Source organism: Dickeya lacustris (assembly GCF_029635795.1).
Taxonomy (GTDB): domain Bacteria; phylum Pseudomonadota; class Gammaproteobacteria; order Enterobacterales; family Enterobacteriaceae; genus Dickeya; species Dickeya lacustris.
In genome coordinates this window covers 463505-489303 of the sequence record NZ_CP114280.1, presented here as the reverse complement: position 1 = coordinate 489303, position 25799 = coordinate 463505, and the positions used below count along the sequence as shown (strand labels likewise).

The 25799-nt window shown below is 50.5% G+C and carries 22 protein-coding genes, 1 tRNA gene, 1 pseudogene and 1 riboswitch; of the genes and pseudogenes, 12 read left to right on the top strand and 12 right to left on the bottom strand.

The window, feature by feature from the left end:
- Positions 1 to 6: 6 nt before the first annotated feature.
- The 3 genes from O1Q98_RS02210 to O1Q98_RS02200 form a co-directional block, all read right to left on the bottom strand.
- Positions 7 to 879, bottom strand: a complete 873-nt coding sequence (locus O1Q98_RS02210) for a D-hexose-6-phosphate mutarotase (protein WP_125259607.1) — start codon at positions 877 to 879, stop codon at positions 7 to 9.
- Between the two features lie 91 nt (positions 880 to 970).
- Positions 971 to 1966: a glyceraldehyde-3-phosphate dehydrogenase gene (gene gapA, locus O1Q98_RS02205; RefSeq protein WP_164512994.1), complete on the bottom strand. Its 996-nt coding sequence runs from the start codon at positions 1964 to 1966 to the stop codon at positions 971 to 973.
- On the bottom strand, positions 1963 to 2280 hold the full coding sequence (locus O1Q98_RS02200) for a hypothetical protein (RefSeq protein ID WP_125259605.1): 318 nt from the start codon (positions 2278 to 2280) through the stop codon (positions 1963 to 1965). The genes gapA and O1Q98_RS02200 overlap by 4 nt, the downstream gene beginning before the upstream one ends.
- Positions 2281 to 2313: 33 nt before the next feature.
- On the opposite strand from O1Q98_RS02200, the gene msrB reads away from it, so the two are divergent.
- Together msrB and O1Q98_RS02190 are read left to right on the top strand one after the other, a co-directional pair.
- Positions 2314 to 2730, top strand: a complete 417-nt coding sequence (gene msrB, locus O1Q98_RS02195; RefSeq protein WP_125259604.1) for a peptide-methionine (R)-S-oxide reductase MsrB — start codon at positions 2314 to 2316, stop codon at positions 2728 to 2730.
- A gap of 65 nt (positions 2731 to 2795) precedes the next feature.
- Positions 2796 to 3077: a YeaC family protein gene (locus tag O1Q98_RS02190; protein WP_125259603.1), complete on the top strand. Its 282-nt coding sequence runs from the start codon at positions 2796 to 2798 to the stop codon at positions 3075 to 3077.
- A 106-nt stretch (positions 3078 to 3183) separates the two neighbouring features.
- Here the strand turns inward: O1Q98_RS02190 and pncA are convergent, their stop codons facing one another.
- From pncA to sppA, 3 genes are all read right to left on the bottom strand, one after another.
- A complete protein-coding gene (gene pncA / locus O1Q98_RS02185) occupies positions 3184 to 3846 on the bottom strand; it encodes a bifunctional nicotinamidase/pyrazinamidase (protein ID WP_125259602.1) in 663 nt (220 codons plus the stop codon).
- A 71-nt stretch (positions 3847 to 3917) separates the two neighbouring features.
- Entirely contained in the window at positions 3918 to 4937 is a 1020-nt protein-coding gene (gene ansA, locus O1Q98_RS02180) for an asparaginase (protein WP_125259601.1), read from the bottom strand.
- Positions 4938 to 5078: 141 nt separating this feature from the next.
- Positions 5079 to 6929 (bottom strand): signal peptide peptidase SppA, encoded by a 1851-nt coding sequence (gene sppA, locus O1Q98_RS02175; protein ID WP_125259600.1) that lies wholly within the window; start codon positions 6927 to 6929, stop codon positions 5079 to 5081.
- A gap of 241 nt (positions 6930 to 7170) precedes the next feature.
- Here sppA and O1Q98_RS02170 point away from each other — a divergent pair, with 241 nt between their 5' ends.
- The 3 genes from O1Q98_RS02170 (at position 7171) to O1Q98_RS02160 (ending at position 10159) form a co-directional block, all read left to right on the top strand.
- The gene (locus O1Q98_RS02170) at positions 7171 to 7722 is read left to right on the top strand and encodes an NAD(P)H nitroreductase (RefSeq protein ID WP_125259599.1); all 552 of its coding nucleotides are present in this window, start codon (positions 7171 to 7173) and stop codon (positions 7720 to 7722) included.
- Between the two features lie 74 nt (positions 7723 to 7796).
- Positions 7797 to 9743, top strand: coding sequence for a DNA topoisomerase III (locus O1Q98_RS02165; protein WP_125259598.1), 1947 nt, complete (start codon positions 7797 to 7799; stop codon positions 9741 to 9743).
- Between the two features lie 41 nt (positions 9744 to 9784).
- Positions 9785 to 10159, top strand: a complete 375-nt coding sequence (locus O1Q98_RS02160; protein ID WP_416232418.1) for a DUF1496 domain-containing protein — start codon at positions 9785 to 9787, stop codon at positions 10157 to 10159.
- An 84-nt stretch (positions 10160 to 10243) separates the two neighbouring features.
- Here the strand turns inward: O1Q98_RS02160 and xthA are convergent, their stop codons facing one another.
- Positions 10244 to 11050, bottom strand: a complete 807-nt coding sequence (xthA, locus tag O1Q98_RS02155) for an exodeoxyribonuclease III (protein WP_125259596.1) — start codon at positions 11048 to 11050, stop codon at positions 10244 to 10246.
- 231 nt (positions 11051 to 11281) lie between these two features.
- Positions 11282 to 11376: riboswitch (glycine riboswitch) on the top strand.
- A gap of 21 nt (positions 11377 to 11397) precedes the next feature.
- On the opposite strand from xthA, the gene O1Q98_RS02150 reads away from it, so the two are divergent.
- Entirely contained in the window at positions 11398 to 12018 is a 621-nt protein-coding gene (locus O1Q98_RS02150; RefSeq protein WP_125259595.1) for a trimeric intracellular cation channel family protein, read from the top strand.
- Positions 12019 to 12268: 250 nt separating this feature from the next.
- On the opposite strand, the gene O1Q98_RS02145 is transcribed toward O1Q98_RS02150, so the two are convergent.
- The 3 genes and pseudogenes from O1Q98_RS02145 to O1Q98_RS02135 form a co-directional block, all read right to left on the bottom strand.
- Positions 12269 to 12353, bottom strand: a tRNA-Tyr gene (locus O1Q98_RS02145).
- Positions 12354 to 12512: 159 nt separating this feature from the next.
- Positions 12513 to 13365, bottom strand: a pseudogene (gene purU, locus O1Q98_RS02140) (formyltetrahydrofolate deformylase).
- 81 nt (positions 13366 to 13446) lie between these two features.
- Complete coding sequence (locus tag O1Q98_RS02135; RefSeq protein WP_125259593.1) at positions 13447 to 13914, bottom strand: YchJ family protein; 468 nt, start codon at positions 13912 to 13914, stop codon at positions 13447 to 13449.
- Positions 13915 to 14075: 161 nt separating this feature from the next.
- Between O1Q98_RS02135 and rssA the strand changes: the two genes are divergently transcribed.
- The 3 genes from rssA to galU all read left to right on the top strand — a co-directional run bounded on the left by rssA (position 14076) and on the right by galU (position 17165).
- Positions 14076 to 14978 (top strand): patatin-like phospholipase RssA, encoded by a 903-nt coding sequence (rssA, locus tag O1Q98_RS02130; RefSeq protein ID WP_125259592.1) that lies wholly within the window; start codon positions 14076 to 14078, stop codon positions 14976 to 14978.
- A gap of 59 nt (positions 14979 to 15037) precedes the next feature.
- The gene (gene rssB / locus O1Q98_RS02125) at positions 15038 to 16054 is read left to right on the top strand and encodes a two-component system response regulator RssB (RefSeq protein WP_125259591.1); all 1017 of its coding nucleotides are present in this window, start codon (positions 15038 to 15040) and stop codon (positions 16052 to 16054) included.
- 199 nt (positions 16055 to 16253) lie between these two features.
- Positions 16254 to 17165, top strand: a complete 912-nt coding sequence (galU, locus tag O1Q98_RS02120; protein WP_125259590.1) for a UTP--glucose-1-phosphate uridylyltransferase GalU — start codon at positions 16254 to 16256, stop codon at positions 17163 to 17165.
- A 133-nt stretch (positions 17166 to 17298) separates the two neighbouring features.
- On the opposite strand, the gene hns is transcribed toward galU, so the two are convergent.
- Positions 17299 to 17706, bottom strand: a complete 408-nt coding sequence (gene hns / locus O1Q98_RS02115; RefSeq protein ID WP_125259655.1) for a histone-like nucleoid-structuring protein H-NS — start codon at positions 17704 to 17706, stop codon at positions 17299 to 17301.
- A 381-nt stretch (positions 17707 to 18087) separates the two neighbouring features.
- Here hns and O1Q98_RS02110 point away from each other — a divergent pair, with 381 nt between their 5' ends.
- Positions 18088 to 18687, top strand: coding sequence for a thymidine kinase (locus O1Q98_RS02110; protein ID WP_125259589.1), 600 nt, complete (start codon positions 18088 to 18090; stop codon positions 18685 to 18687).
- 531 nt (positions 18688 to 19218) lie between these two features.
- On the opposite strand, the gene adhE is transcribed toward O1Q98_RS02110, so the two are convergent.
- A complete protein-coding gene (gene adhE / locus O1Q98_RS02105) occupies positions 19219 to 21912 on the bottom strand; it encodes a bifunctional acetaldehyde-CoA/alcohol dehydrogenase (protein WP_125259588.1) in 2694 nt (897 codons plus the stop codon).
- 619 nt (positions 21913 to 22531) lie between these two features.
- On the opposite strand from adhE, the gene O1Q98_RS02100 reads away from it, so the two are divergent.
- Together O1Q98_RS02100 and oppA are read left to right on the top strand one after the other, a co-directional pair.
- Complete coding sequence (locus O1Q98_RS02100) at positions 22532 to 23176, top strand: YchE family NAAT transporter (protein WP_125259587.1); 645 nt, start codon at positions 22532 to 22534, stop codon at positions 23174 to 23176.
- Between the two features lie 908 nt (positions 23177 to 24084).
- Complete coding sequence (gene oppA / locus O1Q98_RS02095; RefSeq protein WP_125259586.1) at positions 24085 to 25728, top strand: oligopeptide ABC transporter substrate-binding protein OppA; 1644 nt, start codon at positions 24085 to 24087, stop codon at positions 25726 to 25728.
- Positions 25729 to 25799 lie beyond the last annotated feature (71 nt).

Sequence of the window (25799 nt, the reverse complement as noted above, 5' to 3'; positions counted from 1 at the left end):
TGCGTGTTATTTACGCAGACGAATGCGTGTAGATAGCCGAGCCGGGGTCTGGGTGGTTGCAACAAATGGCTGAGTGACCTGTGCGGTTTCAACGCAGACAAATGTTTTATAGCCCTCGTCAGTCATGTCTGTGATGGTGCGTGAAAGTTCGGCACCTGGGTTCCAGGCGACCACATCACTGTTATGGCTGTGATGCACTTCGATAGTGCGTTGCAGCGCCGGGTCTTCGATGGTGCTCAGAGGTGACGGTTGGGTATAAATGCGGTCAGTACGATCGGTAAATGTCAGGTTGCCTTGCTGCGTGCTGACTTTGCCATCGTTGACTTTGTCGATGAACGTCTCACCTAAGCCACTGATCTGGATTTTACTGATATCGCCAATTTCAAAATAGGTGTGTAGCGCGCTGGTGATGCTGTAATCGCCGTGGCACTCAAGCTCCATATGACACTCTTGTGCACTCAGATGAAAACGGGCCAGTACGGTAAACGCGTTTGGCCAGCTGGCGCGGGTTTGCTCGTTATCTCGCAATGTAAAGGTCAGAGTCACTCCCTGAGCCTGCTCGCTATGAGAGGCAAATTCCCACGCCATCAGCCGTCCAAAACCATGATTGGGCTGTGCTGCCGGGCCGAACCAAGGGAAACAGATAGGCACACCACCGCGAATAGCCACGCCGGTTTCAAACGGTGTGTTGTCACTGATCCACAGCACCGGGTGCTCGCCAACCGGCTGCCAACTGAGAAGGTGAGCGCCTTGCAATGCCACGGCGGCGCGAACGTGTGGGTGATCGACAACAATAATCGGCAGTTGATCTAACTGGCGTTGACTCAAATACGGGGTGATCGCGTTATCGATGGGAAGTGAATAAATTTTCTCGTTCATGGTGTGAGGTTTACCTTGAGAATCTTCGTGAGTACAACCAATAAAAAAAGGGCGACCACGTCGCCCTTTCATCTATTAGCTCATCGCCACATTATTTGGAGATGTGGGCGATCAGATCTAGCACCTTGTTAGAGTAGCCAGTTTCGTTGTCATACCAGGAAACCAGTTTCACGAAGGTGTCGCTCAGTGCGATACCGGCTTTGGCATCGAACACAGAAGTCAGTTTTTCGCCGTTGAAATCAGTAGAAACCACGTCATCTTCGGTGTAACCCAGAACGCCTTTCAGTTCGCCTTCAGAAGCGGCTTTGATGGCTTCACAGATTTCTTTGTAGGTTGCCGGTTTTTCCAGACGGGCAGTCAGGTCAACCACAGAGACGTTCGGAGTCGGAACGCGGAACGCCATGCCAGTCAGTTTACCGTTCAGAGCCGGGATAACTTTACCTACTGCTTTAGCGGCACCGGTAGAGGACGGGATGATGTTCTGAGCTGCGCCACGACCGCCGCGCCAGTCTTTGTGAGACGGGCCGTCAACAGTTTTCTGAGTAGCGGTGGTTGCGTGAACCGTTGTCATCAGTGCTTCAACGATACCGAATTTGTCGTTGATAACTTTAGCCAGCGGCGCCAGGCAGTTAGTGGTGCAAGACGCGTTAGAAACGATTTCCTGACCCGCGTAAGAGGCGTGGTTAACACCCATAACGAACATCGGAGTATCGTCTTTGGACGGGCCAGTCAGAACGACTTTCTTGGCACCCGCCTGAATGTGTTTACGAGCGGTTTCGTCGGTCAGGAAGATACCGGTTGCTTCAGCAACAACATCAACACCCACTTCGTTCCACTTCAGGTTAGCCGGATCTTTTTCAGCAGTGACACGGATGGTTTTGCCATTGACAACCAGATGACCGTCTTTCACTTCAACGGTGCCCTTGAAACGACCATGTGTAGAGTCATATTTCAGCATGTATGCCATGTAATCCGCATCCAGCAAATCGTTGATAGCAACGATTTCGATGTCAGAACGTTCCTGTGCAGCGCGGAAAACGATACGGCCAATGCGGCCAAACCCGTTGATACCTACTTTGATAGTCATATATTCCACCAGCTATTGGTTTGTGAATAAAAGGTTGGTTGTAAAATTACAAAAACCTCACTGAGCGTCAAGCGGAATCGTGTCAATGATTGCGGTAAGTCAAAACTCCGAACAACTGTTGCGCGATAAACCACTATCAGCCTCATTAAAGCGCCTGACTCAATGATAGGGGGATGAACCAGCCGGGAAATACCTGCCATCGACGTAATTGTGATGATGATCACAATTAAAAATGCCTTCTCTGCACATGCTGATGTGCCGGGCAAAATAGGCTGTAGCGGTGTTAACTTTTTGTTAGAATTATGCTTCATCATACTGACAAAAAATCCTGTTCTAGTAGGCATCGAATGACCAAGAGCACGCCTTTTAAGCCAAACCTGGAAGAATTAACCGAGTTACAGCGTTACGTGACGCAACAGCGAGGCACAGAAAGCCCCTATACCGGCCGCCTGCTGCATAACCGACGCACTGGCGTTTATCACTGCTTATGCTGCCAGCAACCGCTTTTTTATTCGGATAGCAAGTATGATTCAGGTTGCGGCTGGCCAAGCTTTGATCGCCCGATTTCTGCAGAGGCGGTTCGCTATCTGGACGATCATTCTCATCACATGCATCGAGTGGAGATCCGATGCGGGCATTGCGATGCGCATCTGGGGCATGTGTTTCCTGACGGCCCGCCAGAAACAACCGGTGAGCGTTATTGTGTCAATTCTGCATCGCTGCGGTTTATCGATGAGCAGAGCGGGCAACCGACCGATGGTTAATCGGGCTAATAGAATAAATTGACTTGAAACGTTTCAGCTAAAATTTGACTTCAGGCGGGAAAAATATGGAACTGGATGATGTTATCAACAGCATGACGCCAGAAATTTATCAGCGGCTGATGACGGCCGTTGAACTGGGAAAATGGCCCGATGGCGTCGCGCTGACTGCGCAGCAGAAAGAGAATTCATTACAGATGGTGATGTTATGGCAGGCTCGTCATAATCAAGAGGCAGACCACATGACCATCAACATGCGCGGTGAAATTGAAATGAAGAGCAAGCAAGAGCTTAAGCAGCGTTTCAACAGTGATAACGGCAATATTGCCGTGCTGAAACCGCAAGACTAAAAAGCGAGTTGGTTAGCCGCTGATGTCATGCAGACAAATGATGTCGCGCAGACAAGCCACGCAGACAAATCAGGATGACGTCGTATAGTCCCGGTATCGCGCAGCGTTAAAGAACGTCTGCGCTATCGTGATGCTGTAAGGAGGCAATAAAGTGCGGCAACGTCGTTAGCGTTGCGCCATGTTTGACCATGACGTCAAGCGCTTGCTGGCTATCTTTGGGGCGCAGATTCACTCCGCGACATCCGTCGAGCAGAATTTCGGTGCGGTATTCCAGTTCAAGCGCATCCAGTACCGTGAATTTGACACAGTAATCGGTTGCCAGCCCCATAATGGTCAGATGGGTAATGTTTTTGGCGCAAAGCCAGTCATGCAATGCGGTATGTGTACGGTGGTCGTTGTCGAAAAAAGCGCTATAGCTATCGATATTTTCGTAGGTGCCTTTGTGTACAATCCAGGCTATTCCATCCCGATTCAGGTTCGGGTGAAAATCAGCTCCGGGGCTATGTTGCACACAGTGAACCGGCCACCATACTTGCGGTAATCCTTCCAGCTCGCCCACTTCACCCACGTTTGTACCGGAGTTGATGGCAAAACTGCGATGGCTGGCCGGGTGCCAGTCTTGAATCGCTATCACGGGCACACCGGCACGCTGGCAGGCACGCATGGCCTGATTCGCGACAGCTACCACCTCATCACCGCCGGAGACAGCCAGCGCGCCGCCTGCGCAGAAATCATTCTGAATATCCACCAACAGTAGTGCTCTGTTCATGATCTGCTTGTCCCGATGATGGGTGGGTGATGAGGGCTATGATTGAAATAATAGCAGGCCTGAAGAAATGCTCAGTCCTTATCGCTCAGTTCGCCACGCAAGTTTTGCTGCATTAACTGGCGAATATTTTCAGCACAGAGATCCTCTCTGCTTAACAGATAATGCAGTTTCGTCAGCGCGGCTTCAACGGTCATGTCAAACCCGCTGATGACGCCTGCCTGAGCCAGCGCATTGCCGGTGGCATAGCCATCCATGTTAACTCGCCCGGAAATACACTGAGTGAGATTGACCACGACAATGCCGCGTTCAGAGGCATGTCGTAACTCTTCAAGTAAGCCTGCGCTTTGCGGTGCATTGCCTACGCCATAAGAGCGCAAAATTAACGCTTTTACCGGCTGGCGCAGGAAATTTCTCACTACATCGGCGGAAATGCCCGGGTAAATCGTGACCACGCCGATAGGCTGTGGGGTAATCGGATGCACGATCAGCGTATTCTCTGGCGCGGGGGGCGAGGGCGGCGTCAGGCGTCGAATATGAATGCCTGCTTCAAGCAGCGGTGGATAATTAGGGGAAGCGAACGCATCAAAACCATCGGCATGGGCTTTGGTCGTACGGTTGCCTCGTAGCAGCTTGTTATTAAAAAACAGGCTGACTTCATTGACCGGGTGATTCGCCGCAACGTAGAGCGCGTTAAGCAAATTGGTTTGCCCATCGGAACGCAATTCGGCCAATGGAATTTGTGACCCTGTCACGATAACCGGCTTAGACAGATTTTCTAACATGAAAGAGAGTGCCGACGCGGTGAACGCCATCGTATCGGTGCCATGCAGGATAACAAACCCGTCGTATTGGTCATAATGCTGTTGAATATCGTTCGCAATCGATTGCCAGTCGGATGGCGTCATATCGGATGAGTCAATTAACGGCGTGTATTCATGAATGGTAAAGGCAGGCATTTCCTGGCGATGAAACTCCGGCATTTGCGCCAGTTGCTGTTGCAGGTGGCCTGAAACCGGAATGTAGCCGTGTTCGGAACGCTGCATACCGATGGTGCCGCCGGTGTATGCGACGTAAATAGATTTCTTGTGCATGGATAGTGTGTGTTGTGCTCTGTTGGTTGGGGCAATGCGCCGGTGTGAGTGAAACACCCTCGACATGGTGAAATTAAATTATAAGAAGGTTTACGAACGAAAAACAGCCCGGCGAAAGCCGGGCTGTGTAACAGATGATGATTAGCGAACTTGTGCGCAACTCAGGCACAGCGCGTAGCGGTTTTGCGGATCGTTTAGCGCATCCAGTAGTGATGCTTGGGTCTGTACGGTTTGCGCCAGTTGTACCACGGGAGCGGGCAACATGGCCTGTAATGCGCCGGGCAGCATCGCATAGACGGCACCTTTAACCTGGCTAAACATCACATCAAACAGGTCTTGCTGTTCATTAAACCAGCTCAACTGATAATGCTCGAGCCTGGCAAGTTCGGCCGCTTGCTTCACCGCATCATCAAAATCGCCTAACTGATCTACCAAACCGTTCGTTTTGGCGTCACTACCAATCCAGACATGCCCTTGTGCGATGTCATCCACTTCCTGAGGCGTTTTTTTGCGAGCCTGGGCAACCAGCGAAATGAAGTTTTGATAACCCCGTTCGATGCTCAGTTGCATCATTTGGCTGATTTGTGGTGATAACGCCTTGGTTTGCGATAATTCAGCCAATGGCGATGTTGAGACGCCATCAGTGTGTACGCCAATATTATCCAGCGTATTTTCGAACGTAGTGATCACGCCGAAAATACCGATTGAACCGGTTAAGGTACTGGGGCTGGCGATGACAGTATTCGCGGGCGTTGAAATCCAGTAACCGCCGGATGCCGCCAGACCGCCCATTGACACCACAACCGGTTTTCCTGCCTGTCGTGCTGCCATCAGCTCGGCACGAATACGCTCAGACGCCGTTACGCTACCGCCAGGACTATTCACGCGCAAAATGATCGCTTTGACTTTCGGGTCGAGACGCGCGTCCCGAATCTGTGCAGCCGTGGTGTCTCCGCCGACGTATCCCGGCGTTTCGTTACCGTCAACAATGGTGCCGCTGGCGAAGACGACGGCTATCTCGTTGTCATCCGTCACCGGCGCAGGCGCGGTATAGTGATAGACACTGGTGAAGTTAAAGTGCTTATTTTTGGCATCCCAGCCAAAGGTTTTAATGAAGACCTGCTCAATTGCCGCGCGCGGCGCGACGTCATCAACCAGTTTATTCTCCAGCGCATAGCGGGCGCTGTCACCCTCAAGTTGACGCAGGCGGCTGACGAGGGTGTCTGCTCCGGGAAACAGTTGCTGAGGGGTTATCTGGCGATTGGCGGCAACGGTATCAAGATAGTGCTGCCATAAGGCTGAAAGCCAGCGGTTATCCGCTTCACGTGCCGCAGAAGACATATCATCGCGCAAGAAAGGTTCAACCGCTGATTTATACGTGCCGACGCGAAAGATATGCGTAGAGACATTCAGCTTTTCCAGCAGTGTTTTGTAGTAAAGGTTGCTGGTTGCAATCCCGTGTAGATCAACATTGCCTTGGGGTGTCAGATAAATTTTGTTGGCGAAACTGGCCAGATAATATTGTGACTGGGTAAAGCTATCGCCAAGCGCGAAGATGGGTTTTCCGGTATCGCGGAATTCGCGCAGCGCCTTACCTATATACTGCAACGAGGGTTGGTCAGCGCCGACGAAATCGGACAAATCCATCACCATTCCGGTGATATTGCTGTCGTCCTTAGCCTGACGGATGCTATCGACGATATCGAATAGCGCATTTTCTTGATGCTTGCTGGCGGAAACGCCGAAAAATTCGCGGCCAAACTGGCGCAACTTGTTATTGACGGACGGTTTATCGACGACAACCCCTGTCAGGTCAAGCATCAGCGCCCCTTTGACCGGCTCGGTCGGCGAGGTTTTAAACTGGCTGTAAACACCCACGCCAATCAGGATCAGCAACACCAGAAACAAATTGAGGATAAATTCGCGGATAAAATTCAGCAAACGCCATGTCATCCTGAATAACCCACTGAAAACTCGCCACATTGTGCGCATGTCCACTCCATCAACAGAAAACGGTTTTTAAGCAGTACGTGTTGCGTTTGGGGGCTTTTTTTGCAAACCCGATATCAAGCACAGCGGTATCCTAATGAGCACCGACTCAAATGTCAGCTATTTATCTTGTCAGTTGTCACCCGTTGGCAGGTAACTTGTAACAAATCTTCTACCTGTGCTACCGTGGCGCGCAATCGTCCCGCCTTTATCGGCAACCGGTTTTCATGACAGGAGAGATGTGATGGATGCTCTGGAATTGCTCTTAAATCGTCGTTCTGCCTCGCGTCTGGCTGCGCCAGCTCCGGCTGGTGATGTGCTGGAAAATATTTTACGTGCGGGCTTGCGTGCGCCTGACCACGGCGCGCTACAACCCTGGCGTTTCACCATTATTCAGGATGATGGCCTGGCCCGCTTTAGCGACGTGCTTGTAACGGCGGCACTAGAGGACAAACTGGATGATGCGGGTGTGGAAAAAGCGCGTCAGGCACCGTTTCGGGCACCGATGATCATCACTGTTGTGGCCCACTGTGAAGACAACCCGAAAGTGCCGCATTGGGAGCAGGTCGTATCGGCTGGATGCGCGGTACACGCTATGCAAATGGCGGCATTAGCGCAAGGTTTCAACGGTATCTGGCGTAGCGGCGCATGGACGCATCACCCTGTAGTGCGCGATGCGTTTGGCTGTCGTGCGCAGGATGAAATTGTCGGCTTCCTCTACCTCGGTACACCCCAGCTTAAAGCCTCTGCCGCTGTCACACCGGTTGATAGCGCAAAATTTGTCAGCTATTTCTAATTTCTGTTTTGATGGGTTGCAGGCCGATGCCTTTTCCGGGCAACGGTCTGTGGCTTTTTGCCTTGCGGTGAAATATGCGATTGTTTATTGCGGAAAAGCCCAGTTTGGCGCGCGCTATAGCAGATGTGTTGCCCAAACCGCACCAGCGTCACGATGGATTTATCCGTTGTGGCGATGGGGATGTCGTCACCTGGTGCGTGGGGCATTTACTGGAGCAGGCGCAACCGGATGCCTATGACGCCCGTTATGCTCGCTGGTCGCTGGCTGATTTGCCTATCGTGCCGCAGGAGTGGCGGCTACAGCCACGGGCGGAAGTCAGTAAACAGCTCAATGTTATCAAATCATTGGTAACGAAAGCCGATGAGATTATTCACGCCGGAGACCCCGATCGTGAAGGCCAATTGCTGGTTGATGAGGTGCTCAAATATCTGGCGGTGCCGGAAGGAAAGCGCCAGCAGGCGCGTCGCTGTTTGGTCAATGATCTCAATCCGCAGGCCGTCGCCCGTGCCGTCGCCCGTTTACGCGAAAACCGGGAGTTTATTCCGCTCAGTGTCTCAGCGCTTGCGCGCTCCCGCGCGGATTGGTTATACGGCATTAATATGACCCGAGCCTATACGCTGCTTGGTCAACAGGCGGGTTATCAGGGCGTATTGTCTGTGGGCCGTGTGCAAACCCCGGTGCTAGGGCTGGTGGTTCGTCGGGATGAAGAGATAGACAATTTTGTTGCCCGGGATTATTTCGACGTCAAAGCGCATATTGTTACACCGGCCGGTGAGCAATTTACCGCGCAGTGGCAACCCAGTCAGTCCTGCGAGCCCTATCAGGATGAGGAGGGGCGTTTACTGCATCGGCCACTGGCCGAACATGTCGTGAAGCGCATAGAAGGGCAACCTGCCGCCGTGACCTCGTATAACGATAAACGCGAGTCTGAGGGCGCGCCGCTGCCATATTCACTGTCGGTATTGCAAATTGAAGCGGCCAGACGGTTTGCACTCAGTGCCCAACAGGTGTTGGATATTTGCCAGCGGTTGTATGAAACCCATAAGTTAATCACGTATCCACGCTCTGACTGCCGCTATTTGCCCGCAGAGCATTTTGCCGGTCGAGAGGCGGTATTGAATGCCATCGCCGCGCATCAGCCGAATCTGTTACCGCAGCCGGTGGTTGACCCCTCGCGGCGAAACCGGTGTTGGGACGACAGCAAGGTAGACGCGCATCACGCTATCATCCCGACGGCGCGCAGCTCGCGCACGGCGCTCAGTGAAGCCGAGCAGCAGATCTACGGGCTGATTGCCCGGCAATATCTGATGCAATTCTGTGCCGATGCGGTGTTCCGTAAATGTGTTATCGAGCTGGATATCGCCGGAGGCAAGTTCGTGGCGAAAGCGCGTTTTCTGGCTGAAGCAGGGTGGCGAACGCTGCTTGGGAGCAAAGAGCGCGACGAGGAAAATGAAGGTATGCCGCTGCCGGTGGTGGCCAAAGGCGATGAATTGCTATGTGAGCGAGGCGAGGTGGTTGCCCGGCAAACACAGCCGCCAAGACCCTTTACGGATGCCACGCTGCTGGCGGCGATGACCGGGATTGCGCGTTTTGTACAAGACAAGGCACTGAAAAAAATCCTGCGTGATACTGATGGTTTGGGTACGGAAGCGACCCGTGCAGGTATTATCGAATTATTGTTTAAACGCGCATTTTTGCTGAAAAAAGGGCGCTATATTCATGCAACAGAAACGGGTAAGGCGTTGATTCATGCGCTGCCGCAGGTTGCTGCCCAGCCGGATATGACGGCGCATTGGGAGGCAACGCTGACGCAGATAAGCGAAAAGCGGTGCCGCTATCAGGACTTCATGCAACCGTTGACACAGTCGTTGTATGAACTGATTCAACACGTTCGCGCAGGCGGTAATGTGGCTGCTTTTCGCGGGCTGCCACCGGCAAAACCGGCTCGGTCTGCCACGCGTAAACGCGGTGCCTCTCGTTCAACCCACTCGCGTTCAGCCACCAAGAAGGAGTCACACTGATGAAAGTATGGGGCAGTGTTCTGACAGCAACCGGTTTACTGATGGCGACATGGGTATTCGCCGCATCACAAACTACCGTGATTACGCAGGGCAATCCGGTGGTGTTGCCCGGTAATCATGCTAATGCGGGCGCGGTGAGCGGTAACTCCCAGGCGGGAAATGCCACATCGACGATGGGGGCTACCAATACCGAGGTCGTGGTGCCGGTTCCGCCACAGGTGGTATGGGGCAATGGTGCGGCCACTACAACGCACGAATCGCAGCCACATTGTATGAGCTGCTGTATTTATCAGAACCGGAACTATTCTGAAGGTGCGGTGATTAAAGCCGAAGGGGTCTTGCTGCAATGCCAGCGAGATAAAGCGAATCTGGGCACCAACAATCTGCTCTGGCGAATCTTACGTGAAGGGCAATAATGTGACGCAGGGCTGCGTCACCTCTTCAGCATAATGACCACGGGCAACAGGGTTGCACCGTGGTTTTTTTCAAAACGCGGCTGACTAGAGCGAAAACTCTGCCCACACCGGCGCATGGTCGGAGGGTTTTTCCATCGCGCGAATGGCGTAGTCGATACCCGTCGCCTGGCAGCGGCTGGCTAATGGCGCACTGGCCATAATCAAATCGATACGCAAGCCCCGGTTATCATCGAATCCGGCAGAGCGATAATCGAACCATGAAAAGCGGTCCAGAATGTCGGGGTGGGCTGCACGAAAGGTATCGACTAATCCCCATTGCTCCAGCCGCGCCAGCCACTCGCGCTCTTCCGGCAAAAATGAGCATTTCCCGGTGCGTAACCAACGCTTGCGGTTGTCTTCGCCAATACCAATATCTTTATCCGTCGGGCTGATATTCATATCCCCCATGATCAGTATCGGCTGGTCAGGGCGATGATATTGCTCAAGGTAGTTTTGCAAATCTTGATAGAAACGAACTTTGGCAGGGAATTTAACCGGATGGTCGCGGCTTTCGCCTTGAGGAAAATACCCATTGACCACGGTCAGAGTGCCTAAAGCGGTTGGAATATCCGCCATGATAATACGGCGTTGCGCGTCGTCATCGTCGCCGGGAAAGCCTCGCCGCACGGCCAGCGGCTCCGATTTGGTCAGCAGCGCGACACCATAATGGCCTTTTTGCCCGTGGTAGAAGACGTGATAGCCAAATTTTTTCACGTCCTCAAGCGGAAACATATCATCGTGGACTTTGGTTTCCTGTAACCCCAGAACATCAGGCTGATGTTGTTCGATAATGGCGGCCAGTTGGTGAGGGCGGGCGCGCAGGCCATTAATATTAAAAGAGATAAACTTCATATTCGCTGCCGTTGTTAAAAAAACGTTCCCCGATGGTAGCAGAAAGACGCCGGTAACGTCACGGCAGCGTGCGCGGCTTCATGGCGTGCCATCATTTTCTCTGATGGCTGGTTGATGAGCCCGGTAATAGCCCGTATACTGCGCCGCTTGCAGGAGAGCGGAAGACCGCTGGTTTTCCCGCCGAAGGCGCAAACTCCCATAATCGCTCAGGCTTCCTTACTGCACATTTCTATGACGCCAACTGGAGAGCGGTTGCCAGACAACCCACCGAAGGGGCAAGCGGTATTGCCGCGTAAACTCTCAGGTAAAAGGACAGAGGGAGGGGCACATTTCACAAAGGTACATGTGTGCTGACCTATATCTATTTGATTGCTATTACCGCTGAAGGCATGTCCGGCGCATTGGCGGCTGGCCGCCGTAATATGGACATTTTCGGTGTCTCGATGATCGCGTTTATTACCGCGCTGGGCGGGGGAACTGTACGCGATATTATGCTAGGTAATTACCCTATCGTCTGGACACAACATCCCGTTTATATCTACCTCACTATTGGCGCGGGGTTACTGGCTGTGCTGGCCGCGCGAGTCATGCACCATCTTCATCGGTTGTTTTTGGTACTGGATGCCATGGGGCTGGTGGCCTTTACCATCATTGGCTGCAAAGTGGCGCTGGAACTTGCCTATTCGCCTACGGTGGTGGTCATGGCGGGTATTACGACCGGTATTTTTGGCGGTATATTGCGCGATATATTCTGTAATCGTACGCCGATGGTGTTACGCAAAGAGCTGTATGCCTGCGTGTCACTGCTGGTTGCATTGATTTATCTGGGGCTGCGTGCGCTGGATGTCAACCACGACCTGAATCAGTTAATCGCTTTTTCAGTCGGGCTTTCCGTGCGACTGGCGGCAATCTTCTGGTCATGGCAATTACCGGTATTCAGTTACATGCCTGGGCGCTGGAAGGAGTAATCGCGAAACATCGCCCCAGTCAATCGTTTCTCTCGTTCTCTCATTCTCGCCGCCATGACGCCGAATGCCTTGGCGTCATGGCATGACAGCAGCGATGCCTAGCGGATCGGGTGTCACGGATATCCGTCGTGCGGTAAAAATAACACGGTTACGTCGTGCAGTTAGGTATACATAAGAATTTTCAGCTGGATAGCGGGTTTGATTTTTTTTGGTGGATGTTGTATAGCGTGATTTGCTGAGGCATTAGAAGTGGTGGTGGGGGAAGGATTCGAACCTTCGAAGTCTGTGACGGCAGATTTACAGTCTGCTCCCTTTGGCCGCTCGGGAACCCCACCACTGGCCTGTTACGCTTTCTTGCGAAAGCGGGCGCATCATATCAAATGACACGCCACTGTAAAGACAGAAAAAACAAAAACGCGCTTGTTTGCCGTTTTTTTGCGCCGCTCGCTGCTATTGCAGGCTAAAAGCGGCGAAAACCACATCAATGCAGGCAGTTAGCGTAAAATAATCGTGCGGTTGCCGTAGACAAAAACACGCTGCGCCAGAACATGGTAAAGCGCGCGGCTCAGGACATTTTTTTCCACATCGCGACCGGCGCGCATCATGTCGTCTGCGGTGTAGGTGTGGTCAACATTAATCACGTCCTGCATGATAATCGGGCCTTCATCCAGGTTATCGTTCACGTAGTGCGCCGTTGCCCCGATAATTTTCACCCCACGCTCATACGCCTGATGATAAGGACGTGCGCCAATAAAGGCGGGCAGGAAGGAGTGATGGATGTTGATAACCCGGTTCGGGTAGTGCTGGACGAATGCGGGTGTCAGCACACGCATGTATTTTGCCAGGACAACGTAGTCAGGCTGATATTGATTAATTTGCGCGATCATTTTCAGATCGTGCTCTTCGCGCGTCATACCTTCATGGCTGACAAGATGGAACGGAATATCAAAACGCTCAACCAGCGTTTGCAGGGTATCGTGGTTGCCAATGACGGCGGCAATTTCGACATCGAGCCCGCCATAAGTGCTTTTCATCAGCAAATCGCCCAGGCAATGCGCTTCTTTCGTCACCAGAATGACCACTCGCCGCCGTCCGGCGCTGCTCAGTTCTCGTATCGCACCTTCCGGCAACGCACCATCCAGATCGGCCAGCAGAGTGGTGTCGTTAAAGATACCTTCCAACTCTGTTGCGCATAAAAAAGCGCCCGGTGCGGTGATCAACGTATTCGGAATTTTGAACAATGTTCAATTCGTGCTTGTAGCAAATGTTGGTTATCTTGGCGATAAGCCCTTTAGCGTCAGGGCAGATTGTCCGTAAAATTTTTCGTTGGATAGTCTGGGATTGCATGGGGTTTGGGATCCTGTCCAAAACATAAATCAGATGTTGCCGTAACGCGGCGAAGTGAGCGCCGCGTTCATTGTTAGGGTGCTAGTGTCCGCAGCATTTTTTGTATTTTTTGCCGGAACCACAGGGACAAGCATCATTCCTGCCGGTTTGCAGGTGAACGCCGTCCACATAGTACCAGCGATCGTGATGACGAAGGAAGCGTGAACGCTCTCTCATCAACACAGGCTGTGCCGGTGATGACGCATTGTGATAACTGGCGGCGAATTCTACATAACCTTCATCCGCCGTTTTCCCTGGCGTGACAGCCAGAACATTCAGGCCAAGCCAATGTGTCTCGGTACAGCTTGCGGCTATCTCATCGCGCCAGTTTTCTGCATGGCAATTCGGGTGCCAGGTGCCTATCAGGTAGTCTACATCCTGCAAGACGTAAGCCGTGTAACGTGAACGCATCAGTAGATCCGGGCATGCGGCGTTAATGTCACGACGCAGATAGGGTTGGCAGCACGAAGTGTAAGGCTGGCCGCTACCGCATGGGCAATATTCGGACACAATCTCTCCTGTAAAACGAGCAAATAGGGATAATGGCCCGGAGCGCCATCGATAAAAGGTGCGTTATGTTACCTAATCGCGTTGAGATGTCGCAATAACTGCACGGCCTGAGTGCAAAAGCGTCAGGCGGGCCTAGAATGTAAAGAACAGGGGGTGAGCAAATGCGGAAGATGAGAATCGGTCTGGCATTAGGCTCCGGCGCAGCCAAAGGATGGGCGCATATCGGCGTGCTGAATGCGCTGGCGGAGCGCGGTATTGTGCCTGATATCGTAGCGGGGTGCTCCGTGGGTGCGTTAGTGGGGGCGGCTTACGCGACGCACCGGTTAGAGAGCATGACCCGCTGGGTTAATGGATTTAGCTATTGGGATGTCATCCGACTGATGGATTTTTCCTGGCGTCGGGGAGGGCTACTGCGCGGAGATCGTATTTTTAATCATGTAAAGCATTTGCTACGTACGCAACATATTGAAGAGTGTGCTATCAAGTATGGGGCTGTCGCAACCAATCTGAGTACCGGCCGTGAACTGTGGTTGACGCAAGGTGATTTGCATCTGGCTATTCGTGCTTCATGCAGCATGCCCGGTTTGTTTGCACCCGTTGAATTTGATGGTTATTGGCTGGTTGATGGTGCGGTGGTGAATCCTGTACCGGTGTCGCTGACACGGGCAATGGGAGCAGATATTGTTATTGCGGTAGATTTACAGCACGATGCCAGTTTGCAACATCATGACTTGTTATCCGCCAAACCGTTACCTCCGCCAGAGAGCCTGCTGTCGTCTCATGGCTGGCGGCGACGCATCAGAGAACGTTTGTCTCACCATTTTCAACCAGCCAGCGTCGCACCAACTGCGATGGAGATAATGAGCACCTCCATACAAATATTGGAGAATCGCTTGAAGATGAGTCGTATGGCAGGCGATCCTCCCGATGTATTGATTCAGCCTTATTGCCCGCAAATTGCGACGCTGGATTTTCATCGCGCGCGTGAAGCCATAAGCGCAGGCAGGTTAGCCGTTGAGAAACAACACGATCTCTTGATGGCGCAGATCAATAGAGGTGTATAGCGTGGTTGTTTATTTTGCATACGTCAACACATGACGAAAAGCCGGACAAGGGGTCACTAATGGCGAAGCCACTGGCGGAAAAACATATTTTGATTGTTGAGGATGACGCTGTTTTCCGTTCCGTGCTGACCGGTTATCTGGTGTCGCTGGGGGCAACCATCTGTGAGGCGGATAACGGCAAAGAGGGGCTGGCGAGAATGGCCCAGCGGCCACCGGATTTGATCATCTGCGATCTGAATATGCCGATGATGGGCGGGTTTGAGTTTGTCGAGCGATTACGTTTGCAGGATGCCATCACCCCGGTGCTCGTGGTGTCTGCAACAAATCAACTGGCTGATATTGCGAGAATATTGCGTCTTGGTGTGCAGGATGTGCTGCTTAAACCGATTCATGATTACTCCCGCTTGCGAGAATCTATCATGGCTTGCCTGTATCCAACGATGTTTGCTTCGGTAGCCGATGAAGTTGAGCAACTCATGCAAGATCTGGACGCGTTGAATCGGACTCCTGGCGCCGCGCTGACACTGCTTGCCCAGCTACAGCCTCCGGTTCAACAGACGCTCGCGCAGTGTCGCCTCAATTACCGCCAGCTTACTGCTGCGGATAAGCCCGGCCTGGTGCTAGACAGTGCAGCGCTTTCGGATGATGAACTGGCGTTTTATTGCCTTGATGTGACACAGGCCAGTAATAACCACGGTGTACTGGCTGCCCTGTTGTTACGTTCGCTGTTTAATAGCTTGTTGCAGGAGCATTTAGTGCATCAGCAACAGCGTTTGCCTGAATTGCCGGTGCTGCTTAACCAAGTCAATCAGTTGCTACGGCGGGCCAATCTTCAGGGGCGTTTCCCGCTGCTGGTAGGGTATTATCATCGTGAGCTGAAACGGCTTATTCTGATGTCCGCAGGGCTGAATGCGACGCTCATGACACATGGTCAGCATGTGGAGCTCAACAGTGGTGTACCGCTAGGCACGATGGAAACCGCTTATCTTAATCAACTTAGCGAGCAGTGTGGGGCGTGGGAGTGCCTGGTTTGGGGTCAAGGCGGCCGCTTAAGGCTGATGCTTTCTACAGACTAATCCGATAGCGGGCTGTTTCTCCTATTTCCGGTTGGAGAGCGCTATCGTTATTATTTTTTATTCCCTAGTATGTAGCCGATGGTTCTAAACCTGCTTTTCAGATTGGGCGCGCATCTTGTATTGAACCTGATATACTTTCGCCGTTTTATGCACCGGACAAATAAAGCTCATTATTTGAACGATATATACGAGGTTGTTTATGTCAACTGTTAATAAAAAAGTAAAAAAAGCGGTTATCCCGGTTGCTGGATTGGGAACTCGCATGTTGCCGGCTACTAAAGCTATTCCTAAAGAAATGCTGCCGTTGGTTGATAAGCCGCTCATTCAATATGTGGTGAATGAATGTATTGCTGCGGGTATCAATGAGATTATTTTAGTTACACACTCCTCTAAAAATTCTATTGAAAACCATTTTGATACCAGTTTCGAACTGGAAGCGATGCTGGAAAAACGCGTTCAGCGCCAGTTATTGAAAGAAGTGCAGGCTATTTGTCCTGAGCATGTGACGATTATGCAGGTGCGCCAAGGGCTGGCAAAAGGATTAGGCCATGCGGTGCTGTGTGCGCATCCATTAGTCGGTGATGAACCGGTTGCGGTTATTTTGCCGGACGTCATTATTGATGAATATGAATCAGATCTGAAGAAAGACAATTTAAGCGAGATGTTGCAGCGTTTTTATGGCACGGGCCATAGTCAGATAATGGTTGAGCCGGTTGAAAATGTCAGCAGTTATGGCGTTGTGGATTGCAAAGGCGTTGAATTAAAACCGGGCGACAGTGCGCCAATGGTTGGTGTGGTTGAAAAACCCAAAGCGTCTGAAGCGCCGTCTAATTTGGCTGTCGTTGGTCGTTATGTGTTATCGGCTGAAATCTGGGAACTGCTGAAGAAAACGCAGCCGGGTGCAGGAAATGAAATTCAGTTAACGGATGCGATTGCGATGCTAATGGATACGCAGACCGTTGAAGCATATCACTTGAAAGGCATCAGTCACGATTGTGGTAATAAACTGGGGTATATGGCTGCATTTGTGGAATACGGTCTTCGTCATGACGCATTAGGCGGTGATTTTACTCAGTGGCTGAAACAAGCTGTGGAGCAAGACGCTCATTAATTGATTTCCCTGTGCTTACCATCATTGATGAATAAGCATGGGGAATATTTTTATCTGGTATGTCTCTGACAACTGATAAAGATAAAAAAACACCCCTTCAAGGGGTGTTTTTTTATGTATCACTAAGCGGATATTAGAGCAGGAAATCGTCCAGCGTTTTACCCTGTTCATCAATTGCTTTCTTGATAACGGCAGGGGTGCGGCCTTGGCCGGTCCACGTTTTGACTTCGCCGTTTTCGTCAGTGTATTGATATTTCGCAGGGCGAGCGGCACGTTTCGCTTTACCCACAACTTTGCTTGAGCCAACGGACTGCAGCAGTTCGTTAGGGTCAATACCGTCAGCAATTAACATATCGCGGTATTGCTGTAATTTACGCGTGCGCTCTTCGATTTCCGCCTGTGCCTGGCTTTCTTCTTCGCGGCGTTCATTCACCACGACTTCCAGTTTTTCCAGCATTTCTTCCAGCGTTTCCAGGGTGCATTCTCTTGCCTGGGCGCGCAGAGTACGGATGTTGTTTAGAATCTTAAGTGCTTCGCTCATTGTATTAATCTCAGAATAAATATAATCGGTCACAGTATAGAGATAATAGAGTGCGGTTTTATTTTCTGCAATAGGGAAAATTGTCAGGTTGTTAAAATTTCGCAAATTAAAAGGGCGCAGGCTAACGTCGAACCAATATAAGATTTGAACAAGGCTGCTAATACATTCTCTTAGCACATACCGTCAAACAAATAATCACGCTTGAACGTTACTGCCGTTGTCTGCAAAGGGCGTGGTGATTTTTTATATAGTAACGTCATAAAGTGTTTCATGATATGAAATGTCCACAGCATCTTCAGCGTTTAATCTTCGTCACCTTATCTCGCTATGTTACAATAAATTTAATGATAACGGGTCGGCAAAAGCCGTCGATGAGGCGCTATGGCACAGCTTTACTTTTATTATTCTGCGATGAATGCAGGGAAATCCACCGCATTACTACAGTCTTCATATAACTATCAGGAGCGAGGGATGAAGACGGTAGTATTCACGGCTGAAATAGATAACCGAACCGGGTGTACTGGCGTTGTTAGTTCTCGAATTGGTTTGTCATCACCTGCTTTATTGTTTAATGAACACACTGATTTATTTCTTGAACTGGAGCAAGCGCATCGCAAGCAAACTATTCATTGCGTGTTAATTGATGAAAGTCAGTTTCTGACTCGTGAGCAGGTGAGCGCATTATGTGACGTTGTCGATCAATTAGACATTCCAGTATTGTGCTATGGTCTGCGAACCGATTTCCAGGGGGAATTGTTTAGTGGCAGTCATTATTTATTAGCCTGGGCGGATAAACTGGTTGAGTTGAAAACAGTGTGTCATTGCGGTCGAAAGGCTAATCACGTTTTACGCGTCGATGCGCATGGTAAGCCGATGATTGAAGGTGAGCAGGTCGTTATTGGTGGTAATGAACGTTATGTTTCGGTGTGTCGTAAGCATTATAAACTTGCGCTCGGTTTGACCCGTACAGAATCAGAATAATTTATCTATGACCTGACATGATTTTTGTGTTTGGCAACAGTCAGCAGGGAAACTGCCCCATGATGGTTAATCCGTGGTGATGACTGATGGGCGTTTTATTGGGTGATTTATTTGCTAAAGAGTGGCTGGGCCGATATTCGTTGAATATTTACTATCGCTTATTAGTTATGGTGCGAAGTAAGTGATGGGTGCCTGAACGCAGCGGAAAGGCCCGCGTTATCGCATGCCCAGGAGCACAGCCCAAAACGTGTTGTTAGGCATTTTCCTGCCCCGGCTGTACTGGGGCAGGGTGCGGTGAGAAAACGTGGTTGTCGTAGGTTTTAGAGCGTCTTGCGGTATCTGGAAATGTTGTAAGGATGCAGGGGTGAGATACCGCTATTTTCTCGGATGATGATGGCATGAAACGCATACGCGGAGTCGTTGGCCAGGAAGGTTTTCACATCATCGATGTGAAATCGCGTGCCCTGAGGGAATAAAAAAAGCCCGGTGTGAACCACCGGGCTTTTGGCGTGTTGTCTCAATTAGCGGTTATTAATTAACGGCTTTCTTTTCTTTTTTCTCACTTTTCACCGGCGCGCTGGTTACAGCCGCATCCGTTTTTGCCTCACTGACCGGGTGCTCTACAAATGGGCGGCCATAGAACGAATCCAACAGGATTTGTTTGAGTTCGGCAATCAATGGATAACGTGGGTTAGCACCGGTGCACTGGTCGTCAAAGGCATCTTCAGACAGCTTATCCACACGTGCGAGGAAGTCAGCTTCCTGAACACCGGCTTCGCGGATAGACGCCGGAATGCCCAAATCTTTCTTAATCTCGTCAAGCCACGCCAGCAGTTTTTCAATTTTCTGCGCGGTGCGATCGCCCGGTGCGCCCAGACCCAAATGGTCGGCCACTTCTGCGTAACGACGGCGAGCCTGTGGGCGATCATACTGGCTGAACGCTGTTTGCTTGGTTGGGTTATCATTAGCGTTGTAACGGATAACGTTGCTGATGAGTAACGCATTCGCTAGCCCATGAGGTATATGGAACTCAGAGCCTAATTTATGCGCCATGGAGTGACACACCCCAAGGAAGGCGTTGGCAAAGGCAATACCGGCAATGGTAGCGGCATTGTGAACGCGCTCACGGGCTACCGGGTTTTTAGCGCCTTCACGATAACTGGTCGGCAAATTCTCTTTTAGCAGCTTCAATGCCTGAAGCGCCTGACCATCAGAGTATTCGTTCGCCAGCACGGAAACATAGGCTTCCAGCGCGTGAGTGACCGCATCCAGGCCGCCAAAGGCGCACAAGGACTTGGGCATATTCATGACCAGATTGGCATCGACAATCGCCATATCTGGGGTCAGAGCATAGTCTGCCAGCGGATATTTCTGCCCGGTAGCATCATCGGTAACAACGGCAAATGGCGTGACTTCAGAGCCGGTTCCTGACGTTGTCGTCACCGCGATAAGCTTCGCTTTCACGCCCATTTTCGGGAATTTATGAATACGTTTACGGATATCCATAAAGCGTAACGCCAGTTCTTCGAAGTGGGTATCAGGGTGCTCATACATAACCCACATGATCTTCGCGGCATCCATCGGTGAACCGCCACCCAATGCGATGATGACATCCGGCTTGAAGGCATTCATCTGCTCTGCACCCTTGCGCACAATACTGAGCGTCGGGTCGGCTTCGACTTCAAAGAAGACGTCGGTGTCCAGGCCGTGTTGTTTCAGCACGGAGGTGATCTGGTCAACATAGCCATTGTTAAACAGGAACCGGTCTGTAACGATAAAGGCGCGTTTTGCACCGTCGGTTGCCACTTCATCCAGCGCGATGGGCAGTGAACCACGACGGAAATAGATGGATTTCGGAAGTTTGTGCCACAGCATGTTTTCTGCTCGTTTAGCCACAGTTTTGCGGTTGATCAGATGTTTAGGCCCTACGTTTTCGGAGATAGAGTTGCCTCCCCATGATCCGCAACCCAGTGTCAGTGACGGCGCCAGTTTAAAGTTGTACAAATCGCCGATCCCGCCCTGAGACGCCGGGGTGTTGATAAGGATGCGCGCAGTCTTCATCTTGTCGCCGAAATGGTTGACGCGGTGCGGCTGGTTATCCTGGTCGGTGTACAAACAAGAGGTGTGGCCAATGCCGCCCATGGCAACCAATTTCTCGGCTTTGCTGACCGCATCTTCAAAATCTTTGGCCCGATACATCGCAAGCGTTGGCGAGAGTTTTTCATGAGCGAAAGGCTCTGACTCATCGGCATTAACGACTTCACCAATGAGCACTTTGGTGCTGGCAGGAACATGAATGCCCGCCATCTCTGCAATCTTAATCGCGGGTTGCCCCACAATCGCGGCATTCAACGCGCCATTTTTCAGAATGATGGACTGAACCGCCTGAAGCTCTTTTCCTTTCAGCAGGTAGCCGCCATGTGTGGAGAAACGCTCGCGTACTGCATCATAAATTTCATCAACAACGATAACAGACTGTTCTGATGCACAGATAACGCCGTTATCGAAGGTTTTAGACATCAAAATGGATGCGACCGCGCGTTTAATATCTGCCGTTTCATCTACCACGACCGGTGTGTTGCCCGCACCAACGCCAATAGCCGGTTTCCCAGAACTGTACGCGGCTTTCACCATGCCTGGCCCGCCTGTTGCCAGAATCAGGTTGATGTCAGGGTGGTGCATTAATTGGTTAGAGAGCTCAACAGAAGGCTCATCAATCCAGCCGATAATGTCTTTTGGCGCACCAGCGGCAATCGCGGCCTGCAATACGATATCCGCTGCTTTGTTGGTGGCATTTTTCGCACGCGGGTGGGGGGAGAAAATGATGCCATTACGGGTTTTCAGGCTGATCAGTGCCTTGAAGATAGCGGTTGAGGTTGGGTTGGTGGTCGGCACGATGCCACAGATAATACCAATCGGTTCCGCGATAGTGATGGTGCCGAAGGTATCATCAACGGACAGGACACCGCAGGTCTGCTCATCTTTGTATGCGTTATAGATGTATTCAGAAGCAAAGTGATTTTTGATGACTTTGTCTTCGATGATCCCCATGCCGGACTCGGCCACGGCCATTTTCGCCAATGGAATGCGGGCATCTGCTGCGGCCAGTGCGGCGGCGCGGAAGATGCGATCGACTTGTTCCTGATTAAAATTGGCAAATTCTTGCTGCGCTTTTTTAACGCGCGCGACCAAAGCGTTAAGTTCAGCAACGTTTGTTACGGCCATAATGCTCTCCTGTAATGTTAAGCTTTTTCAGTCAATGGTCAGTCCGGTGAATAGACAGTATAGATAACGGCTGTCCATTTGATGGCAGTGGCATTGTTGGCCTGCCTGCTTAATTTCCATTGACTCAAAAGGCTCGGTTTAATGAAGATCAGACGCTAAAATCGGAAACTTTAGTTTCTCAATGGCCTGATAACCTATTTTTAATAACAAAACCTTGCCAGTTCGCTGTCTTTCCTGATATGTCCGCAGAATACGCCTTTGCTGAGGCTTTTTTTGTGATCAGCCTCTATAAAACTCAATGCTGACTCCATTCAGCATCGCTATTGGTGATGATATCTACCGAGTTTTATTCATTTGTAACAAATAAATCACCAATTAGTGGCGAAGCGCGACGAGAATGTGTCGATAACTGCACTATTGTCGATAGCAGCACGATTAATGTGTCGATAACGCATGTGCTGATAACCGCACGATTGCCGGTCATGGCACTGTCATCGCGGTTCGGCATGCTGTGAAGCGCGATACCGATGTATTGGTAGGGAAAACCCGTGTCACGTTAACAAGGAAAGTATCAGGCATCGGTCGCTGACATCGGTTGACCATAATTTTAGGGGGATATGTGATTCAACCCGTTCTTGATTTGTCCGGTTACATTAAGTTTTTTGTCGGATTATTTGCGCTGATAAACCCGGTCGGTATTTTGCCCATTTTCATTAGCATGACGAATTACCAGGGGAATGAGGGGAGGGCGAAAACCAATCTGACGGCCAATCTATCGGTCGTGATTATTTTGTGGGTCGCCCTGTTTCTTGGCGACAGTATCCTGCGGCTATTTGGTATTTCCATCGACTCCTTTCGTATTGCTGGCGGCATTTTGATTGTGACCATCGCGATGTCGATGATAAGCGGCAAATTGGGTGAGGATAAACAGAATAAGCAGGAAAAAACGGAGACCGCAAATCGCGAGAGTATCGGTGTGGTGCCATTAGCGCTGCCACTGATGGCAGGGCCAGGGGCTATCAGCTCAACCATTGTGTGGAGTTCACGCTATCACGGCTGGCAGAATTTACTGGGATTGTCTGCGGCTATTGCGGTGTTTGCGTTTTGCTGCTGGCTGCTGTTTCGTATTGCGCCAGCCCTGGTTCGATTGCTCGGGCAGACGGGAATCAACGTTGTAACCCGTATCATGGGGTTATTGCTGATGTCGCTTGGGATCGAATTTATTGTCAATGGCATCCGCACGTTGTTCCCTGGCTTGATGTAACGGCGAGGCTGACTACACTTCTTTTTATCCCTGCCTGCTATTCTTCTGATGCTGTTATGCGAGATGGGCATACGCGGCATCAGTGAGAATTATTTATGTTTGTCGTTTGGTATAACTTTTTTTTATTGTTCTATTTATGCCTTAGATAAGCTAATGCGGTGGCAGTGTCTAATTGCCCAGGATTGATAAGCGCCATTAGCGGAGACGCTGTGAATTTATTCACACCACGGGCATTGATGATGACAAAATCATCACTTTGCCTAAGAAGTGTTTTATCGCGTGCTTATTGGGCGTGGTTACGGTTAATTCTTCCATACTCGTATCCTATTGGACAATTCTCTGTCATATGGCGATTTGACCACGAAAGAACCCGTTAGCGATGTTTTTATATCCATCTTTTTATTATGGTTATTTTCTGGTGTTATGGGCGGGAAAAGAAATTTAAGTAACAGGCTATAAAATCTATTGGCGAAGCCGGATTCTTCTGATACGTTCGGCATCACGTTATTTTCTCTCGCTGTTATGGATAAGTTAAATTTATTAGAAGCTTATTCAGATAGTTGCAGAATGAAATAACGTGGCATCAGGGAGGAGAGGAAATGGCTAAAGCTGCCGGGTCCGGGACAGGACAACGGCGGTTTTTGGGTTGCCTGAATGTGTGGGTTTTATCTGCGGTGAGTTTTGAGCTCAGTAGATCTCCTCAGCACATAGGCATGAACCTGCTTGATATGTCGGTTTTTCGAATATAGACAGTAGGTTCCCTGCATAAACCGTTTTGCCGCGATTCATCGACCGACATCGCCAGAACCGTTCCTCTGGTGGCGAGGGTGTCTGTTCGTTTGACGCGTACGAATAAAGTTATGTGCCTGACTGGGTGCGATAACAGTAAAACAGGAGCAAGGTAAATAATGGTAAACAACACAATTAAAAAAAGACTGGCTATCAGTATTCTCGCTGCTATCACAGCGTCAGCCAGTGTTTCCGCCTGGTCTGCAAACGTACCGGCCGGTGTTCAGTTGGCAGAAAAACAAGAGCTGGTTCGCAACAATGGCTCAGAAGTGGCCTCGTTAGACCCGCATAAAATTGAAGGCGTGCCCGAGTCCAATATTTCTCGTGACCTGCTCGAAGGTTTGTTAGTTATCAGCCCGGACGGCCATCCGGCGCCTGGTGTGGCTGAAAGCTGGGATAATAAAGACTTTAAAGTCTGGACATTCCATTTGCGTAAAAATGCCAAATGGTCCAACGGCGATCCGGTCACTGCCAAGGACTTCGTTTACAGTTGGCAGCGTGTGTCTGATCCGAAAACGGCATCCCCTTATGCAAGCTACCTGCAATTCGGCCATATCCTGAATATTGATGATGTTGTCGCCGGTAAAAAAACACCGGATACGCTCGGTGTGAAAGCAATTGATGACAACACCCTCGAAGTGACCCTGAGCGAGCCGGTTCCTTACTTCTATAAACTGTTAGTGCATCCTTCGACGTTCCCGGTAAACAAAAAAGTGGTTGAGCAGTTCGGCGAAAAATGGACGCAGCCGGCGAACTGGGTCGGTAACGGGGCTTATAAGCTGAAAGAGTGGATCGTCAACGAGAAGATTGTTCTTGAGCGCAACCCGAACTATTGGGATAACGCCAATACCGTCATCAATAAAGTCACGTATCTGCCCATCTCTTCTGAAGTAACCGATGTGAACCGCTACCGTAGCGGTGAGATAGACATGACCTATAACAATCTGCCTATCGAACTGTTCCAGAAGCTGAAGAAAGAAATTCCAGGTGAAGTGAAAGCCGATCCGTACCTGTGTACGTATTACTACGAAATTAACGATCAGAAAGCACCATTTACCGATCCTCGCGTTCGTCAGGCGCTGGTTCTCGGCCTGGATCAGGACATTCTGGTTAATAAAGTGAAAGGTCAGGGCGATACGCCAGCATTTGGTTTTACTCCGCCTTATATTGATGGATTGGATGGCAAACTGACACCGCCTGAGTGGGTGAGCTGGTCACGTGAGAAGCGCAATGCTGAGGCGAAAAAATTACTGGCTGAAGCCGGCTTCACCGCAGAGAAACCGCTGACGTTTAACCTGCTGTATAACACCTCCGATCTGCATAAAAAACTGGCGATCGCGGCTTCTTCTATTTGGAAAAACAACATTGGTGTTGAAGCCAAACTGGAGAACCAGGAATGGAAAACCTTCCTGGATAGCCGTCATCAGGGAACGTATGATGTCGCACGTGCGGGCTGGTGTGCTGACTATAACGAACCCAGCACCTTCCTTAACATCATGATTTCTAACAGCAGCAGCAACACGTCTCATTATAAGAGTGCTGACTTTGACAAGCTGATGGCGAAAGCATTGGCGGCCAAAACAGAGGATGAGCGTGCTGCGGCATACAAAGAAGCTGAACAGCTGTTAGAGAAAGATGCAGCGGTGGTTCCGGTTTATTATTATGCGAACACTCGTCTGGTTAAGCCGTATGTCGGCGGCCTGACAGGTAAAGACCCGTTGGATAATATCAACGTTAAAAATCTCTATATTATCAAGCATTAATTAATCAATGGCCGGGCCGCACGACAGTGTGCGGCCCGGTTGTCTGTTTAATAAATGGTCATTATTTTTTT

What these genes read in the sequence shown, in the direction of transcription:
- O1Q98_RS02210 (WP_125259607.1), bottom strand. Translation starts at nt 879, where the DNA reads ATGAACGAGAAAATTTATTCACTTCCCATCGATAACGCGATCACCCCG.
- gapA (WP_164512994.1), bottom strand. Translation starts at nt 1,966, where the DNA reads ATGACTATCAAAGTAGGTATCAACGGGTTTGGCCGCATTGGCCGTATC.
- O1Q98_RS02200 (WP_125259605.1), bottom strand. Translation starts at nt 2,280, where the DNA reads ATGATGAAGCATAATTCTAACAAAAAGTTAACACCGCTACAGCCTATT.
- msrB (WP_125259604.1), top strand. Translation starts at nt 2,314, where the DNA reads ATGACCAAGAGCACGCCTTTTAAGCCAAACCTGGAAGAATTAACCGAG.
- O1Q98_RS02190 (WP_125259603.1), top strand. Translation starts at nt 2,796, where the DNA reads ATGGAACTGGATGATGTTATCAACAGCATGACGCCAGAAATTTATCAG.
- pncA (WP_125259602.1), bottom strand. Translation starts at nt 3,846, where the DNA reads ATGAACAGAGCACTACTGTTGGTGGATATTCAGAATGATTTCTGCGCA.
- ansA (WP_125259601.1), bottom strand. Translation starts at nt 4,937, where the DNA reads ATGCACAAGAAATCTATTTACGTCGCATACACCGGCGGCACCATCGGT.
- sppA (WP_125259600.1), bottom strand. Translation starts at nt 6,929, where the DNA reads ATGCGCACAATGTGGCGAGTTTTCAGTGGGTTATTCAGGATGACATGG.
- O1Q98_RS02170 (WP_125259599.1), top strand. Translation starts at nt 7,171, where the DNA reads ATGGATGCTCTGGAATTGCTCTTAAATCGTCGTTCTGCCTCGCGTCTG.
- O1Q98_RS02165 (WP_125259598.1), top strand. Translation starts at nt 7,797, where the DNA reads ATGCGATTGTTTATTGCGGAAAAGCCCAGTTTGGCGCGCGCTATAGCA.
- O1Q98_RS02160 (WP_416232418.1), top strand. Translation starts at nt 9,785, where the DNA reads ATGGCGACATGGGTATTCGCCGCATCACAAACTACCGTGATTACGCAG.
- xthA (WP_125259596.1), bottom strand. Translation starts at nt 11,050, where the DNA reads ATGAAGTTTATCTCTTTTAATATTAATGGCCTGCGCGCCCGCCCTCAC.
- rssA (WP_125259592.1), top strand. Translation starts at nt 14,076, where the DNA reads ATGCGGAAGATGAGAATCGGTCTGGCATTAGGCTCCGGCGCAGCCAAA.
- rssB (WP_125259591.1), top strand. Translation starts at nt 15,038, where the DNA reads ATGGCGAAGCCACTGGCGGAAAAACATATTTTGATTGTTGAGGATGAC.
- galU (WP_125259590.1), top strand. Translation starts at nt 16,254, where the DNA reads ATGTCAACTGTTAATAAAAAAGTAAAAAAAGCGGTTATCCCGGTTGCT.
- hns (WP_125259655.1), bottom strand. Translation starts at nt 17,706, where the DNA reads ATGAGCGAAGCACTTAAGATTCTAAACAACATCCGTACTCTGCGCGCC.
- O1Q98_RS02110 (WP_125259589.1), top strand. Translation starts at nt 18,088, where the DNA reads ATGGCACAGCTTTACTTTTATTATTCTGCGATGAATGCAGGGAAATCC.
- adhE (WP_125259588.1), bottom strand. Translation starts at nt 21,912, where the DNA reads ATGGCCGTAACAAACGTTGCTGAACTTAACGCTTTGGTCGCGCGCGTT.
- oppA (WP_125259586.1), top strand. Translation starts at nt 24,085, where the DNA reads ATGGTAAACAACACAATTAAAAAAAGACTGGCTATCAGTATTCTCGCT.